Origin of the sequence: Allobosea sp. BH3, from assembly GCF_025499465.1 — a bacterium.
In the GTDB taxonomy this organism is placed as follows: domain Bacteria; phylum Pseudomonadota; class Alphaproteobacteria; order Rhizobiales; family Beijerinckiaceae; genus Allobosea.
In genome coordinates, this window is record NZ_JAIMCA010000004.1 from 64374 (window position 1) to 79343 (window position 14970).

The window sequence follows — 14970 nt, forward strand, 5'->3', positions numbered from 1 at the left end:
ACCTGCTTCACCCCTACCCGAACGCCCCGATCTCATGCTGGATCGCGCCGGAAATCTCGCGGATCAGCTCGAACTGGGCCAGCATCGGCGCGAAGATGTCGCGATGCAGCCCCTCATAGGTGCCACCCTCGCGCGGGCCGGGCGGCTCGCCGAAATCGAGCCCCACGGTCGGATCGGGCGCCTGCGGGAAGATTTCGGCCATCAGCGCGAGGCAGGCCGGCACGTCGAGCCTGAGCAGCCGCTCGACCAGCGCCTCGCGCGTCAGCCCCGCATGCGGGCGGAAATCCGGGATATGGGCGAAGGCGAGCCAGATGCGGTGCATGGCCGCCAGCCGCAGCGCATGCAGCGCCGCGAGCCTGACCGGCATCTCGGGCACGTCCTCCGCCACGGCCTTGAGCTTCAGCGCATCGGCCGAAAGCCGCCAGAACAGCCGGCGCAGCGCCGGCGCCAGCTCCAGCCGCGAGAGCGCCTCCGCCACCGCCAGCAGTTCCTCCCGCCGTCCATCGCGCACCGTGCGCCGCGCCCGGTCGAACCAGCTTCCGGGGTCGAGCGAGTCGAGATAGGCGCGCAGCACGTCGAGGTCGCTGTTGGCCATGGCGGCGGCGGCGAGGCGATAGGCCCTGTCGAAGCGCTCGGAGCGGTCGCGCATCTGGCGGAACAGGTCGGGGGAGCGCGAGGCGGCATGGCCGATGCCGTGCATGCTGTTCGCCATCCAGCCGAGCTGCTGCAGGATGGCGTTGTTGGGGATGGCGCGCAGCTCGCGCGGGTGGCGGATACGCGTCGGCCCGCCGGCATCGCTCTGCCGCGCCGCCGGGCGCGAGCCGGTCTTGTCGAGCAGCGAGGGGCCGAAGGTGCCGATCAGCGCGGCATAGCCCGGATCGTCGACGAGGACGTTCATTTCTTCGCGCACGGTCTGGAAGAACTCGCTCGCGAAATCCGGCTCGTCATAGATCGGATCGGGCGCGCTCTCCGACGAGGCGAAGACAGCTTCCGCGATGCGCCCGACGGTGGCCCCCGCAAGCTGCGGCGTGCCGAACAGCAGATAGCCGTCGCTGCCCTGGAAGCTCGTCTCGCGCACGGTCCGGATACCGGCCTTGGCGAAGGCCTGCCGCGCGAAGGCAGGGTCGAGATAAGCGAAGCGATCCGCCAGGCTGCCGGGATGAGCCCCGCGCCCGACCGACTCGCCATGGGTGTCGAAGATGACCAGCTCGACATCCTGGAGCTTGTAGCGGGCGAGCAGCTCGCAGATGCGGATGCGCAACCGCTCGACCCAGAAGGTCGATGCCACCTGCCCGATATAGCGGCCGGAATCGGAGTAGCCGAACTGGATGCAGAGCCGGCCGTGCTGCTTCAGGTACTCGCGGAAATGCGGGCTGCGCAGCGCCTCGTCGATGATGCGCGGCCCCTGCTCCAGCGCATCCGAGGTCTCGAACAGCGGCGAGATCTCGATCCGGTCGGCGATGCCGAAGCGGCTCGCGAGCCAGAGCGCGCAGAGCAGCGTGTAGCCGGTCTCGGTCTCCGCGATCAGGAAGCGCACCGGCTTCGAGCCGTCGAGATGCTTCACGATCTGCGCGATCGTCATCATCATCCGCGTGGCCGAGGCGCGCTCGGCCGCGAGCGCGCCGAAATCCACCGCCACCGGCTCGACCTGTGCCAGTGCATTGTTGGCAGCGGCCAGGAAAGCGCGCCGCTGCGCCGGCTGCTCCGGCTCCTCTTCGAGCGGGATCACGCTGCGCAGCGCATTATGAAGCTGCGAAGCGTTGAGCCGGAAATGCGGCAGCGCGATCGAGACGCCATGGGCGACGCAGCCCGCCCGGATCAGCGCCAGATCGAGCTTCGCATCCTCCGGGGCTTCCGCCAGCGCCTTGTCGAGCGCCGCGATCAGGCCAGAGGCCTCCGGCAGCGCCGTCGCGCGCTCCTTCACCAGCGACAGGGCGAAAGCCTGCAAAGCCGGCAGCGAAGGCTGCGTGCCGATCGCTGGCGCCAAAGCCAACTGGCTTTCCACGGCCGCCAGCGCCTCACCGACCAGCCTGCGCACGCCATCGGCGGCCGGCACCTGCGGCAGCTTTTCGAGGATGCGGGCGAACTGGCCGCGCTTCGATTCCAGCCGGTAGCGCAACGTGTCCCACCAGCCGATATCGGTGCGCCCGTCCGTGTCGCAGCCGACCCAGGAGGCGAGCGTCACCGGCTTCGGCGCGAACGCGGTCCACTCCTTGGGCCAGCGCTCGCGCGCCTCGGTGAAGATGGCCGCGTTGAGCCGGTCGATGGCATCGCGGGCATGGCGCACGGCGTAGCGTGCCTGCTCGAACTCGTCCTGCAAGGTGATCCGGCCATCGGGGCGGAAGGTCAGTTCCGGCGCTTCGAAGACCGCCTCGCCTTGCGTCCCTCCCGAAGCGAGATCGGCGAGCGCATGGCAGAGCTGGCGCGTCATGCCGAAGGTCGGATGGGCGGTGAACACGGCGGCGAAACGCGTGCGCTCCGTCGCCTGCCGGAAATCCTCGAAGGAGCCCGCCGTCGAGGCCGCCTCGGCTGCCAAGGTGGCGAAGACGCCGGCCTCGTTCCTGTCGAGCCCGACATAGCGCGAGACGCGGCCCGCACGCTGGCGCAGAGCCTGCCGTCCGAGATGGCGGACCAGCTCACCCGCGCCCTCGGCCGTCAGCTCGCCGCGATCCATCAACCGGGTCAGCCAGAGCGTCACCCGCAGGATCGGGTTGCCGAAGGGGTCGTCGCGGGAATCGCGGCGCGCCTTCTCGATGCGGATCAGCAACTCCTCGGCGAGCGTAGCAATGTCAGGGACGGAAGCCTTGTTCTTCGCGGTCATTCCGGTCATCGCCAGCCTCCACGCTCCGCCCGGCCATGGCCGCGGCTCGCGCCTTCACGGCAAGGCTTCGCTGCATTGCATCATCGGAAAGCCGGGCCGGCAAGCATCGCGAATGTTGACGTTGCGTCATTTTCAGGCGCGAGCCGCCTGCGGCAGAAGCATTCCGGCCTCGTCTCCGAGGCGGGTTGCCGGCCTTTCGCGGCACGGGCATAGCGGCGGGCCTCTTCCCTCCCGCTTTATCGCCCTCCGAAAGCCTCACGACATCATGACCTCCCGCACGCAATGGTTAGGGCTCCTCTGTGGGCTCGCGACCGCGCTCATCTGGGGGGTGCAATCGGTCGTCACGCGCCACGCCATGCTGATCGGGCTCGCGCCAGCGGACGTGACGATTCTGCGCTTTGTCGCAGCGGCGGCCGCGCTGCTGCCCTGGGCCCTGTGGAACATGCGCCCATTCCCAACAGGCTCTCTCGGCTGGCGGCGCGCCTGGGTCGTGGTGCTGCTGGTCGGGCCGCCCTACAGCCTCGTCCTCGTCGGCGGCGCTGTCTTCGCTCCGGCCCTGCACAGCGCGGTCATCTCGCCCGGCTTGATCCCGGTCTTCACGGCCGTGCTGGTGTTCCTGGTGACGGGCGAGCGCGCCGGGCGCATGCGGATGGTCGGCCTCGGCGTCATCATCCTCGGCATCGCGATCTTCTCCCGCGACGCGCTCGCCGCGGCTCCGTCCCGGCCCGATGCCTGGATCGGAGATCTGCTCTTCGTGCTCGTGGCGCTGATGTGGTCGATCTTCGGGCTACTGGCAAAACGCTGGAAGGTGAGCTCGGTCGAGGTCACCGCGGCCTCCTGCCTGCTCTCGGTGCCCTTGCTGCCTCTGCTCGTGCTGGCCCTGCCGGTCAACCTGCTGCGGGTACCCTTGGCCGAGATCGCGCTGCAGGCGGCCTATCAGGGCGTGCTCGTCGGCGTGGTCGCGCTTTATCTCTATGCCCGCGCCATCGAACTTCTCGGCGCCGCCAGAGCGACGCTCTTTCTGCCTCTCGTCCCGGTTGTCACCACGGCCGCAAGCGCAATGCTGCTGGCCGAAACGCCGACGCCGGCCGAACTCATCGGGATGGCCGTGGCTGTGACGGGCATGGCGATCGCCTTCCGCTCGCCCTCGGCGGGGTGAACGCCGGCCCCTTGGGCGGTTGCCTCAGCCCTGATGCCCCTTGGCGATCGGCTCGACATAGGAAAGCCCCATGTCCCAGGGGAAATAGATCCAGGTGTCCTGGCTGACTTCGGTGATGAAGGTGTCCACCATCGGCACGCCGGCGGGCTTCGCATAGACCGTGGCGAAATGCGCGTTCGGCAGCATCTCGCGCACCACGCGGGCGGTCTTGCCGGTGTCGGTCAGGTCGTCGACCACGAGCACGCCCTTGCCCATGCCGTCGCCGATCTCCTTGATGTTCGGCGCGACGTCCTTGAGCACCTTGAGCTCGGACTGGTTCTTGTAGTCGTGATAGCTCGCGACGCAGACCGTCTCGATCAGTCGCAGACCAAGTTCCCGGCAGATGATCGCCGCCGGCACCAGGCCGCCGCGCGTGATGCAGACCATCGCCTCGAAGGGCCCCTTCTCGGCGAGCCGCCACGCGAGCGCGCGGGCATCACGATGGAACTGGTCCCAGGAGACCGGGAAGGCCTTGTTGGAGGTCGGTTCGGCCATGGCGCTGCGCTCCGGAATGCTCGCGGCACAGGCATCGCCGCTCGCGTCGGAAAACCCTATCGGCGCGCGGCTGGCAAGAGGATTCGCGCTCGCAATCCCCAGCGCAGCCTGCTGCAGGGCAATGGCGTCAGCTCAGGAGCTTAGCCCGCTCGGCCTCGACCATGACCTTGACGTCGGCCATGGCGGCTTCGAGCTTCTGCGCATCGCGCGACCGGACGACGATGTTGGTGTCCGGCCCCGTCTCCGACCAGAACGGGTAGGAACCGATCGAGACGCCCGAATGCGCCTCGGCGATCAGCGCAAGCGGCCCGCCGATATCGCCTTCGCGCAACCCGGCGCGGACCGTATCGGACAACACCTTGCGGCCGGTCTTGAGCGTCGGCCCGACCACGTCGAGCATCGCCTGCATGATCGCCGGCACGCCCGCCATCACATAGACATTGCCGATATTGAAGCCGGGCGCCTTCGACACCGAATTGGCGATGAGGTCGGCGCCGGCCGGAATGCGCGCCATCCGCATCCGCGCCTCATTCAGATCGGCCGGCGAGAAGCGCTCCGCCAGCATCGCCACCGCCCTGGGATCGTGGTCGATGCTGACGCCGAAGGCGGCGGCGACCGCATCCGCCGTGATGTCGTCATGCGTCGGCCCGATGCCGCCTGTGGTGAAGACATAGGTGTAGCGGGCGCGCAACGCGTTGAGGGCCGCGACGATCTCATCGGTGATGTCCGGCACAACCCGGACCTCGCGCAGCTCGATGCCGATATTGGTCAGGTATTCGGCGATGTAGCCGATGTTCTTGTCCTTGGTCCGCCCGGACAGGATCTCGTCGCCGATGACCAGGATGGCGGCCGTGACGATGGCTGTGGAGAGGCTGTCTTTCGTGGCGGTCATTGGCGGTGCCCCTCTCAGGCGATAGTCAGGCGCTCTTGCGCTCGAAGACGAGGTTCAGCCGCGTCTGCTTGATGAGCTCGTAGCCGTTGCGCTTGAGCAGACCGACGAGATCGCTCTGCCAGCGCTGGCGCGAATCTTCGATGATGACGAAGCCCGGCCAGAGCGACTCCGGCGCATCCCGCAGGAAGGGCTCGAGGATGATGTCCTCCGCCCCTTCGACATCGAGCTTGATCGCATCGATGCGCTGGTAGCCCTCGCCCTGGACCAGCGCCAGCAGCGTCATCGCCGGAACCTTGATAGGCTTGGCCGTGCTCGAATTGACGATGCGGACGCTCGACTCGCCGCGATTGGCCGTGTCGATGAACAGGGTCAGCTCGCCCGGCTTGTCGGCGAGCGCACAGGCGACGGCCTTGACCGTGCCGAACGGGTTCTGGGCGATGTTGAAGGCAAGCCGCGCGAAGATTTCCGGCTGCGGCTCCACCGCCAGGATGCGGGCTCCGCGCCCGGCGCGGGCCGCGACGAAAAGCGAGTAGGCGCCGATATTCGCGCCGACATCGATGAAGGTGAAGCCCTCGCGCAGCCTCGCGGCCAGCATCTCGCGCTCGGTCGCATCGAAATATTGCGGCGTGAACAGCACGCGCTTCTCGCAGACGTTGCCATCCGGATAGAGCCGCATCCGGGCCCCCAGCGACTCGATGTCGACCGGCGCGCCGTCGAGCGCGCGCAGGCCGATCCGACGCAGCGCATAGGCGACCTTGCGCCCGAGAAAGCTGTCTGACGCCGAGCGCGTCCAGCCGATGATGCGGGAGAGATAGGCTTTCGGCGCGAAGCTGCCAAAGGGCTGTTCTTCCGCCTGGGACTGTTCTGTGATGGCCATGAGCCGCCTGATACACCTCGCCGCGCCCCTGCGCCAGCCGCTCGCGCAACCCGCTTGCGCGAGCGGCCAAAGACAATAGATAAAGGGGCCGGAGGAGTTTTCCGCGCACAATGACATTTGAAGAAACTTTGGGGCGTTCGCGCTCGCGCGAGCCCGCTATCAAGATTCATGGTCCCGAGGCTTTTGCGGCCCTGCACAAGGCCGGTCGACTCACGGCCGAAGGCCTCGACATGCTCGGCTCCTACGTCAAGCCCGGCGTCACCACGCAGCGCCTCGACGACCTCGCCTTCCAGTTCGCCATGGACAACGGCGCCTACCCGGCGACGCTGTTCTACCGCGGCTACACCAAGTCGATCTGCACCTCGATCAACCATGTCGTCTGTCACGGCATCCCTGACGACAAGCCGCTGCGCGAAGGCGACATCGTCAATATCGACTACACGCTGATCGTCGACGGCTGGCACGGCGATTCCAGCCGGATGTACGGCGTCGGCGAGGTCTCGCGGAAGGCCGAGCGGCTGGTCGAGATTACCCATGAGAGCCTGATGCGCGGCATCAAGGCCGTGCGCGCCGGTGCCACCACCGGCGATATCGGCTTCGCCATCCAGCGCTATGCCGAGGCCGAACGCTGCTCGGTGGTGCGGGACTTCTGCGGCCATGGCATCGGCCAGCTCTTCCACGACGCGCCGAACATCCTGCATTACGGCAGCCCCGGCGAAGGCGTCGAGCTCAAGCCCGGCATGGTCTTCACGATCGAGCCGATGATCAACCTCGGCAAGCCGGGCGTGAAAGTGCTCTCCGACGGCTGGACGGCCGTGACGCGGGACCGTTCGCTCTCGGCCCAGTTCGAGCATCAGATCGGCGTCACCGAGACGGGCTGTGAGATATTCACCGCCTCGCCCGCCGGGCTCTTCAATCCGCTCGCCGCCAGATGAGCGACGCCGTCGGCAAGGCTGGGGGCAAGGGAACGCGCAAAGCGCCCTCGCCCGCGGCTTTTGCCGAGGCCTCCGTCCCTCAGCCCCACTACCACGGCCATCGCGACCGGCTGCGCGCCCGCTTCCTGGATGCTGGCGCCGAGGCTCTGCCTGACTATGAGCTGCTGGAGCTGCTGCTTTTCCGCTCGATCCCGCAGCGCGACGTCAAGCCCCTCGCCAAGGAGCTCCTCCAGCGCTTCGGCTCCTTCGCGGAGGTGCTGGCCGCGCCGATCCATCGCCTGACCGAAGTCAAGGGCATCGGCGAAGGCGTGGCGCTGGATCTCAAGGTCGTCGAAGCCGCGCTGCAACGCATGGCCAGGGGCGCCGTCGCCAAGCGCACCGTGCTGTCCTCATGGTCCTCAGTGCTGGATTATTGCCGCATGGCGATGGCCTTCGCCGAGCGTGAGCAGTTCCGCATCCTCTTCCTCGACAAGAAGAACGCGCTGATCGCCGACGAGGTGCAGCAGACCGGCACAGTCGATCACACGCCCGTCTATCCGCGCGAAGTGATGCGCCGGGCGCTGGAGCTTTCGGCCTCGGCGATCATCCTCGTCCACAATCACCCCTCCGGCGACCCGACCCCGTCCGGCGCCGACATGCGGATGACGCGGGAGCTGGTCGACATCGCCAAGCCGCTCGGCATCGCGATCCACGATCACATCGTCGTCGGCCGCGACGGCCATGCGAGCTTCCGCAGCCTCGGGCTGATCTAGCTCCGGTCATGGCGCAGCTTTCGACCAAGCGCGTCTACGATCCGCCCGCGCCCGAAGACGGCACGCGCATCCTCGTCGACCGACTCTGGCCGCGCGGCGTCTCGAAGGACAGGATCGGGCTCTGGCTCAAGGACATCGCGCCCAGCGACGCGCTGCGGCGGGAGTTCCACGGCAAGCCGGATCGCTGGGAGGAATTTCGCGCAGCCTATGCCGCCGAGCTTGGCGACGCCGCGGCGGAGGCAGCGCTAGCCGTCCTCGACACGAAGATGGAAGCCGGCCCCGTCACACTGCTCTATGCGGCCAAGGACGAGGAGCGCAACAATGCAGAGGCTCTCCGGCTCTGGCTTGAAGAGCAGCGGAACCACCGCGCCTGAGCCGCATAGGCAGGCCGCTTCCTCAGGGCTCGCAGCGGAATGCCGCGGCAAACCCGAGCGACTGCCCAACAATGAGGCACATGGGTATTTTTCCCTGACCATCTCCCCTCTTCCCGAACGCTGGCGAATGCGCATAGGCTGCCGAAAAGGGGAAAAGGGCTGCATGGTCGCGTTCGATGAAATGACCGGCTCGGGGGCCGAACTCAGATCGGCCTACAGCGCCCTCGACCGCTGGCTGAAGGAAACGCCGGCCGAGACGCTGGCGCTCAGGCGCAGCCAGGCGGAGCTGTTCTTCCGCCGGATCGGCATCACCTTCGCGGTCTATGGCGACGAGGAATCGACCGAGCGGCTGATTCCCTTCGACATCATCCCGCGCGTTCTCATCAAGCCGGAATGGGAGAAGCTGGAGAAGGGCCTGCGCCAGCGCGTCACCGCGCTCAACATGTTCCTGGCCGATGTCTACGGGCCGAAGGAATGCCTGAAGGCCGGCATCATTCCGCCCGATCTGGTCTACCGGAACGCCTGCTACCAGCTCGAAATGGTCGATTTCAAGGTGCCGCACGGCATCTATTGCCATATCGCCGGCATCGATGTGGTCCGCGTCGACGCCGACACCTTCTACGTGCTGGAAGACAATGCCCGCACGCCGTCCGGCGTCTCCTACATGCTGGAGAACCGGGAGGTGATGCTCAGGCTCTTCCCCGAGCTCTTCGCCACGCATCGCGTGGCCCCGGTCGATAACTACCCTGACCAGTTGCTCGCGACGCTGCGCTCGGTGGCGCCGCGCAGCGCGTCCTCCGACCCGACGATCTGCCTGCTGACGCCCGGCCAGTACAACTCGGCCTTCTACGAGCACTCCTTCTTGGCCGACAAGCTCGGCATCGAGCTGGTCGAGGGTTCCGACCTGCTGGTCAAGGACGACGTCGTCTACATGCGCACGACCCAGGGGCCGAAGCGCGTCGACGTGATCTACCGGCGCATCGACGACGATTTCATCGACCCGCTGGTCTTCCGCGGCGACTCGGTTCTGGGTGTGCCGGGCATCATCGGGGCCTACAAGGCCGGCAACGTCACGCTCTGCAACGCAGTCGGCACCGGTGTCGCCGATGACAAGGCGGTCTACAGCTACATGCCGGAGATCGTGAAGTTCTTCACCGGCGAGGAGCCGATCCTGAAGAACGTGCCGACCTACAGATGCCGCGAGCCCGAGGCCAACGCCTATGTGCTCGACAATCTGGAGAAGCTCGTCGTCAAGGAAGTGAACGGCTCCGGTGGCTACGGCATGCTGGTCGGCCCCCACGCCAACAAGGCGCAGATCGAGACCTTCCGCCGCAAGCTCAAGGCCCAGCCCGAAGGCTTCATCGCCCAGCCGACGCTGGCGCTCTCGACCTGCCCGACCTTCGTCGCGTCCGGCGTCGCACCACGCCATGTCGACCTCAGGCCCTATGTGCTCTCCGGCGCCAACGGCATCTCCTGTGTGCCGGGCGGACTGACGCGCGTGGCACTGAAGGAGGGCTCCCTCGTCGTCAATTCCAGCCAGGGCGGCGGCACCAAGGACACCTGGGTGCTCGACGCATGATGGCCTCGATATCGCCCCCCATGAAACCGCTGCCCGCCAAATCACTGCTCCTGTCGCGGAAAGGCATTCGCTGACCATGCTTTCGCGTACCGCCGACAGCCTCTACTGGGTCTCCCGCTATGTCGAACGGGCGGAGTACCTCGCCCGTATCCTCGACGCCACGACGCGCCTCACCAACCTGCCGACCACCTATGGCGGCGCCGGCACGGAATGGCATAGCGCGGTCTCGACCGCCGGTTGCGAGGAGGGCTTCGCACAGGCCTATAGCGAGGCCAACGAGCGCAATGTCTGCGACTTCCTGACCTTCAACCCGGACAACCCCTCCTCCATCCGCAACTGCCTCGCCCAGGCGCGCTCCAATGCGCGGGCCGTGCGCACCGCGCTGACCTCGGAGATGTGGGACGCGCTGAACAGCGCCTGGCTGGAGCTGCAGCGCTTCGAGAAGAAGCGCATGGATCGCGAGGAATTCGCCCGTTTCCTCGACTGGGTGAAGAATGTCTCGCTGGCCTTCGACGGCTCGGCCTATCGGACGATGCTACGCGACGACGGCTACTGGTTCTCGCGGCTCGGCGTCTATCTCGAACGCGCCGACAACACCGCGCGCATCCTCGACGTGAAATACCATGTGCTGCTGCCGGCCGACGAACAGGTCGGCGGCTCGCTCGACTATTTCCAATGGACCACGGTGCTGCGCGAGGTCTCGGCGCTGACGGCCTATCACTGGGTCTATCGCGAGGCGGTGAAGCCCATCCTCGTCGCCGACCTCTTGATCCTCAATCGGCGCATGCCGCGCTCGCTGGCCGCCTGCTACGAGAACATCTCGCGCTTTCTCGATCTGCTCGGCGATGCCTATGGCCGGCAAGGCCCTGCCCAGCGGCAGGCCCGCAAGACGCTCGGCGGCCTCAGCAACACCAAGATCGACGACATCTTCGTCCATGGCCTGCATGAGTTCATCGAGGAGTTCATCACCGAGAACAACCGCCTCGGCAACACCATCATAGAGCAGTATCTGCAATGAGCGGCTGGCTTGCGAAGCGGCCTGCCGGCCGAGCATCCCTGCCGTAACCGCCCGGACCGGACCATGCGGATCAGGATCTCTCACGCCATCGGCTACGAATATGCGGAGCCGGCGCGCCACATCACGCAGATCCTGCGGCTGACCCCGCGCGACCATGACGGCCAGCACGTCATGTCCTGGCGCATCGAGCCGAGCGTCGACGGTCGCCTGCGCGCCTCGAAGGATGCCCACGGCAATATCGTCCATAGCTTCTACGTGGAGGGGCCGATCTCCACGCTCTCCATCCGCATCGACGGACTGGTCGAGACGCTCGATCTCGCCGGCGCGGTCCGTGGCGGCACCGAGCGTGTGCCCTGCGACGTCTATCTGCGCGATACGCTGCTGACGGCGCAGGACGACGCGCTGCGCGGCTTCACCGACGCGGCCGTGGCGGGCGCAGGCACGCCGCTGTCGCAGATGCATGCGCTGATGGCCGCCGTCAGCGACCGCATGGACTGCGTCGAGGCGAGCGGCCGGCAAGGCGTCGGCGCAGCCGCAGCCTTCGCGGCGGGCGAGGCGATTGCCCAGGACATCGCCCATGTCTTCATGGCCGGTGCCCGGCATCTCGGCCTGCCGGCGCGCTACGTCTCCGGCTATGTCGCGCAGTCGAACAGCCTGCCCCATGCCAACGGCGCCCATGCCTGGGCGGAGGTGCATCTGGACGACTATGGCTGGATCGGCTTCGACTGTGCCAATGGCCTGTGCCCGATCGACACCCATGTCCGCGTTGCCATAGGACTGGACTATGCTGACGCCGCGCCGGTGCGCGGCTCGCGCCAGGGCGGAGAGGGCGAGAACCTCAACGTCGCCGTCAGCGCCCATGAGAGCGAAAATCGCTTCGCCAACCAGTGACCGCGCCTCCCCGCGGGAGGACGCCAAGACTTACAAACGACAAGACTTACAAGGGACGGAAACTGTGACCTATTGCGCCGGAATCCTCGTGCAGGATGGGCTCGTGATGATCGCCGACACCCGCACCAATGCCGGGCTCGACGACATCTCCACCTTCCGCAAGCTCCATGTCTTCTCTTGGCCCGGAGAGCGCAATTTCGGCCTGATGACGGCCGGGAATCTTTCGATCACCCAGTCGGTCGTGAGCTTCCTGCACGAAGGGCTGCCCAACCCTGAAACGGGCGAGATCGACACGCTCCACAACGCGCCGACCATGTTCCGCGCCGCCCAACTGGTCGGAAGCTGCATCCGCCATGTCCGGGAGATCGACGGCCCGGCGCTGGACGAAGCGCGAGTGAAGTTCGACATCTCGATGCTGTTCGGCGGGCAGATCAAGGGCGAGCCGATGCGGCTCTTCATGATCTACAGCGCCGGAAACTTCATCGAATGCGGTGTCGATGCGCCGTTCCTGCAGATCGGCGAGCACAAATACGGAAAGCCGATTCTCGACCGCGCCGTGACCTTCAAGACTCATCTCTACGATGCGCTCAAGGTCGGGCTGATCTCGATGGATTCGACGATGCGCTCCAATCTCGGCGTCGGCCTGCCGATCGACCTGCTGGTGATGCGGCGCGACGCCCCGGAGCCTGAGCTAAACCGCCGGATCGAGGCCGGCGAGCCCTATTTCCACGACCTGCGCGAGCGCTGGTCGGCGGCGCTTCGGGCCGCGCATATGGCGATCCCCCGCCCACCCTACGGACCGGCCGAAAGCTGATCGCACAATTGATCATGTGTTCGATCGATGCAACGGGATGTCAATAATTGCGCTGTTAAGTCGGGTCTCTAGGTATTGCCTTGGATAACCGATGTCGCAACCTTTTGCCGCGAAGATGACGAACGCGGGTTCCTCCGCTCGCATGTTCGCGAGCACGGTGGTGACCCTCGGCTTCGCGTTCGTCGTATTGATGGCGGCAGGCGTCGCAGTCGTGATCGCCTTGACGCGCGAGGCGAACCGCCTCGAGGCCCAGCGCCAGACTGAGCGCATCGAGGCGGCCTTCAACGGACAAATCAGGCTGAATGAGCTCAGGCTCGAAGGTTTGGCGGCCGGCGGCGATTTCACCGACGCGCTCCATCAGCCCAAGCAGCACCAGACGTTGCAGGATGCTCTCAAGCGCCTGCGCAGCCAGATGCTTGAATTCGACGGCGCGCATATCGTCTCGATGAACGGGACGGTTTTCGCGAGCATCGAGAATACGGTGCCGGTCGGCGCGGAAAGGCCCGAAGGGCATCGGCATCTGGACGTCTTCCTGCATGGCGCAAAGAGCTCCGCCGTCTCGGTCGTGATCGGCGGGGAGGCCTTGCCCCAGACCGGGCCGACACGCACGATGATGTTCAACGACGACGGCGAGAGCGTGCTGCTGACGGTCACCGACCTCTCGCGCCTCGCACCGATCGACATCGCGAACGTAGGCGAACCGATTTGGCTCATGGCCTATCGGCACATCACGGCCAGCCTCCTCACGGAGCTGGCCGAACGCTATCAGGTCGCCGACATCCGCTTCGGCCCGTCGGCTCCGGCCGATCCGTCCTCGGCGCTGGCGCTGCGGTCTCCGGACGGCACTGTCGGCGGCTGGCTGACCTGGTCCCCGGCGCGTCCGGGCGATGCCATGCTGCACCGCTTCCTCTGGGCGCTGATTCTCGTCGCCCTGCTGTTCTCCGCGATACTCGTCTTCGTCGTCCAGCGGCTGCGCTCTGCCGCCGAGCAGATCGAACTGCGCGAGCGGCAGATTCAGCGGCTCGCCGGCCAGGACGAGCTTTCCCTGCTTCCCAACCGCCGCAGTTTCGACCTGACGCTCGACCAGAGCCTCGCCGAGCTCGAACGCAACGACTCGTCACTCGCGGTCATGCTGATCGACCTCGACCGCTTCAAGGCCGTCAACGACACCTATGGACACAACGCCGGCGACGAGCTGATCCGTCAGGTCGCGTCGCGCCTGTCCAGTGCGATACAGCCTGGCGATACGGTCGCGCGCCTGGGCGGCGACGAGTTCGGCATCATCAGGACGCATGTGGCGACGCCAGCCGGTTGCGCTGCCCTCGGCGAGTGCATCCTCGCCTGCCTGACCGAGCCGTTCATCGTCATGGACGTCGAGGTCACGATCGGCTGCTCGATCGGCATCGCCATGGCCCCTCGTGACGCCACGAACCGCCTGACCCTGCTCAAGCTCGCCGACACCGCTCTCTACGAAGCCAAGAATGGCGGCCGCAACCGCTATTCCTTCTTCGAGCCGCAGATGAACCGCTCGCTGCAACTCAAGCGGATGGTCGAGGACGACCTGCGTCGCGCCATCGAGAACGACGAGCTGACCCTGCACTATCAGCCGCAGGTCTCGGTCGATGGCTCGACCATCGTCGGCGTCGAGGCGCTGGTGCGCTGGCCGCATCCCGAGCACGGCATGATCCCGCCCTCGGACTTCATCGCCATCGCGGAGGAACGCGGCCTGATCGTGCCGCTGAGCGAATGGGTGCTGCGTCGCGCCTGCACTGAGGCGAAGCGCTGGGAAGGCGTGCGGCTGGCCGTCAACGTCTCGCCGATCCAGTTCCGCCACAAGGATTTCGTCGCAAACGTCATCCGCATCATCCAGGAAACCGATTTCGACCCGACGCGGCTGGAGCTGGAGCTCACCGAAGGCGTCCTGATCGAGGATGCGGATGCGGCGGAGGCCGCGATGATGGACATTCGCGCCCATGGCGTCGGCCTGGCGCTGGATGATTTCGGCACCGGCTATTCGAGCTTGATCTATCTGCGCCGCTTCGCCTTCGACAAGATCAAGATCGACCGCTCCTTCCTCGAATATATGGAGGCGACGGGCGAATCCGCCATCCTCGTGCATTCGATGGCGCATCTCGGCCGGGCGCTCGGCCTGCGTGTCTGCGCCGAGGGCGTCGAGACCGCCGAGCAGCACCGCTTCCTGCAGGCGATCGGCTGCCACGAACTCCAGGGCTTCCTCTTCTCCCGCGGCGTTCCGGCCGAGCAGATCGACCGCCTGCTCTCGGTGGAGAACCCCTTCGCCGAAGTGCTCTCGGCAGCCTGAAGCG

At 66.6% G+C, this 14970-nt stretch carries 13 protein-coding genes; 9 read left to right on the forward strand and 4 right to left on the reverse strand.

Annotated elements, in window-relative coordinates; all coding sequences use genetic code 11:
- Positions 1 to 13 precede the first annotated feature (13 nt).
- Entirely contained in the window at positions 14 to 2830 is a 2817-nt protein-coding gene (locus BoBH3_RS13130) for a phosphoenolpyruvate carboxylase (protein ID WP_410050598.1), read from the reverse strand.
- Between the two features lie 256 nt (positions 2831 to 3086).
- Here BoBH3_RS13130 and BoBH3_RS13135 point away from each other — a divergent pair, with 256 nt between their 5' ends.
- Positions 3087 to 3980 carry a DMT family transporter gene (locus BoBH3_RS13135; protein ID WP_262331268.1) on the forward strand — a complete coding sequence of 298 codons (894 nt, stop codon included), beginning with the start codon at positions 3087 to 3089 and terminating at the stop codon, positions 3978 to 3980.
- A gap of 24 nt (positions 3981 to 4004) precedes the next feature.
- Here BoBH3_RS13135 and gpt read toward each other — a convergent pair whose 3' ends face one another.
- The 3 genes from gpt to BoBH3_RS13150 all read right to left on the reverse strand — a co-directional run bounded on the left by gpt (position 4005) and on the right by BoBH3_RS13150 (position 6283).
- A complete protein-coding gene (gpt, locus tag BoBH3_RS13140; RefSeq protein WP_262331269.1) occupies positions 4005 to 4514 on the reverse strand; it encodes a xanthine phosphoribosyltransferase in 510 nt (169 codons plus the stop codon).
- A gap of 127 nt (positions 4515 to 4641) precedes the next feature.
- Entirely contained in the window at positions 4642 to 5406 is a 765-nt protein-coding gene (locus BoBH3_RS13145; protein WP_262331270.1) for a competence/damage-inducible protein A, read from the reverse strand.
- Between the two features lie 25 nt (positions 5407 to 5431).
- Positions 5432 to 6283 carry an FkbM family methyltransferase gene (locus tag BoBH3_RS13150; protein ID WP_262331271.1) on the reverse strand — a complete coding sequence of 284 codons (852 nt, stop codon included), beginning with the start codon at positions 6281 to 6283 and terminating at the stop codon, positions 5432 to 5434.
- Positions 6284 to 6393: 110 nt separating this feature from the next.
- On the opposite strand from BoBH3_RS13150, the gene map reads away from it, so the two are divergent.
- The 8 genes from map (at position 6394) to BoBH3_RS13190 (ending at position 14966) form a co-directional block, all read left to right on the forward strand.
- A complete protein-coding gene (map, locus tag BoBH3_RS13155) occupies positions 6394 to 7218 on the forward strand; it encodes a type I methionyl aminopeptidase (protein ID WP_262331272.1) in 825 nt (274 codons plus the stop codon).
- Positions 7215 to 7970 (forward strand): RadC family protein, encoded by a 756-nt coding sequence (radC, locus tag BoBH3_RS13160; RefSeq protein ID WP_262331273.1) that lies wholly within the window; start codon positions 7215 to 7217, stop codon positions 7968 to 7970. Before map ends, radC begins: the two co-directional genes overlap by 4 nt.
- Before the next feature lie 8 nt (positions 7971 to 7978).
- A complete protein-coding gene (locus BoBH3_RS13165; protein WP_262331274.1) occupies positions 7979 to 8344 on the forward strand; it encodes a DUF488 domain-containing protein in 366 nt (121 codons plus the stop codon).
- A gap of 163 nt (positions 8345 to 8507) precedes the next feature.
- Entirely contained in the window at positions 8508 to 9923 is a 1416-nt protein-coding gene (locus tag BoBH3_RS13170) for a circularly permuted type 2 ATP-grasp protein (RefSeq protein WP_262331275.1), read from the forward strand.
- A 76-nt stretch (positions 9924 to 9999) separates the two neighbouring features.
- On the forward strand, positions 10000 to 10941 hold the full coding sequence (locus BoBH3_RS13175; protein ID WP_262331276.1) for an alpha-E domain-containing protein: 942 nt from the start codon (positions 10000 to 10002) through the stop codon (positions 10939 to 10941).
- Between the two features lie 63 nt (positions 10942 to 11004).
- A complete protein-coding gene (locus tag BoBH3_RS13180) occupies positions 11005 to 11832 on the forward strand; it encodes a transglutaminase family protein (RefSeq protein ID WP_262331277.1) in 828 nt (275 codons plus the stop codon).
- Positions 11833 to 11896: 64 nt separating this feature from the next.
- Positions 11897 to 12646 carry a proteasome-type protease gene (locus BoBH3_RS13185; RefSeq protein WP_262331278.1) on the forward strand — a complete coding sequence of 250 codons (750 nt, stop codon included), beginning with the start codon at positions 11897 to 11899 and terminating at the stop codon, positions 12644 to 12646.
- A 91-nt stretch (positions 12647 to 12737) separates the two neighbouring features.
- On the forward strand, positions 12738 to 14966 hold the full coding sequence (locus BoBH3_RS13190) for a putative bifunctional diguanylate cyclase/phosphodiesterase (protein WP_262331279.1): 2229 nt from the start codon (positions 12738 to 12740) through the stop codon (positions 14964 to 14966).
- The last annotated feature ends 4 nt before the right edge of the window (positions 14967 to 14970 follow it).

What these genes read in the sequence shown, in the direction of transcription:
- BoBH3_RS13130 (WP_410050598.1), bottom strand. Translation starts at nt 2,830, where the DNA reads ATGACCGGAATGACCGCGAAGAACAAGGCTTCCGTCCCTGACATTGCT.
- BoBH3_RS13135 (WP_262331268.1), top strand. Translation starts at nt 3,087, where the DNA reads ATGACCTCCCGCACGCAATGGTTAGGGCTCCTCTGTGGGCTCGCGACC.
- gpt (WP_262331269.1), bottom strand. Translation starts at nt 4,514, where the DNA reads ATGGCCGAACCGACCTCCAACAAGGCCTTCCCGGTCTCCTGGGACCAG.
- BoBH3_RS13145 (WP_262331270.1), bottom strand. Translation starts at nt 5,406, where the DNA reads ATGACCGCCACGAAAGACAGCCTCTCCACAGCCATCGTCACGGCCGCC.
- BoBH3_RS13150 (WP_262331271.1), bottom strand. Translation starts at nt 6,283, where the DNA reads ATGGCCATCACAGAACAGTCCCAGGCGGAAGAACAGCCCTTTGGCAGC.
- map (WP_262331272.1), top strand. Translation starts at nt 6,394, where the DNA reads ATGACATTTGAAGAAACTTTGGGGCGTTCGCGCTCGCGCGAGCCCGCT.
- radC (WP_262331273.1), top strand. Translation starts at nt 7,215, where the DNA reads ATGAGCGACGCCGTCGGCAAGGCTGGGGGCAAGGGAACGCGCAAAGCG.
- BoBH3_RS13165 (WP_262331274.1), top strand. Translation starts at nt 7,979, where the DNA reads ATGGCGCAGCTTTCGACCAAGCGCGTCTACGATCCGCCCGCGCCCGAA.
- BoBH3_RS13170 (WP_262331275.1), top strand. Translation starts at nt 8,508, where the DNA reads ATGGTCGCGTTCGATGAAATGACCGGCTCGGGGGCCGAACTCAGATCG.
- BoBH3_RS13175 (WP_262331276.1), top strand. Translation starts at nt 10,000, where the DNA reads ATGCTTTCGCGTACCGCCGACAGCCTCTACTGGGTCTCCCGCTATGTC.
- BoBH3_RS13180 (WP_262331277.1), top strand. Translation starts at nt 11,005, where the DNA reads ATGCGGATCAGGATCTCTCACGCCATCGGCTACGAATATGCGGAGCCG.
- BoBH3_RS13190 (WP_262331279.1), top strand. Translation starts at nt 12,738, where the DNA reads ATGTCGCAACCTTTTGCCGCGAAGATGACGAACGCGGGTTCCTCCGCT.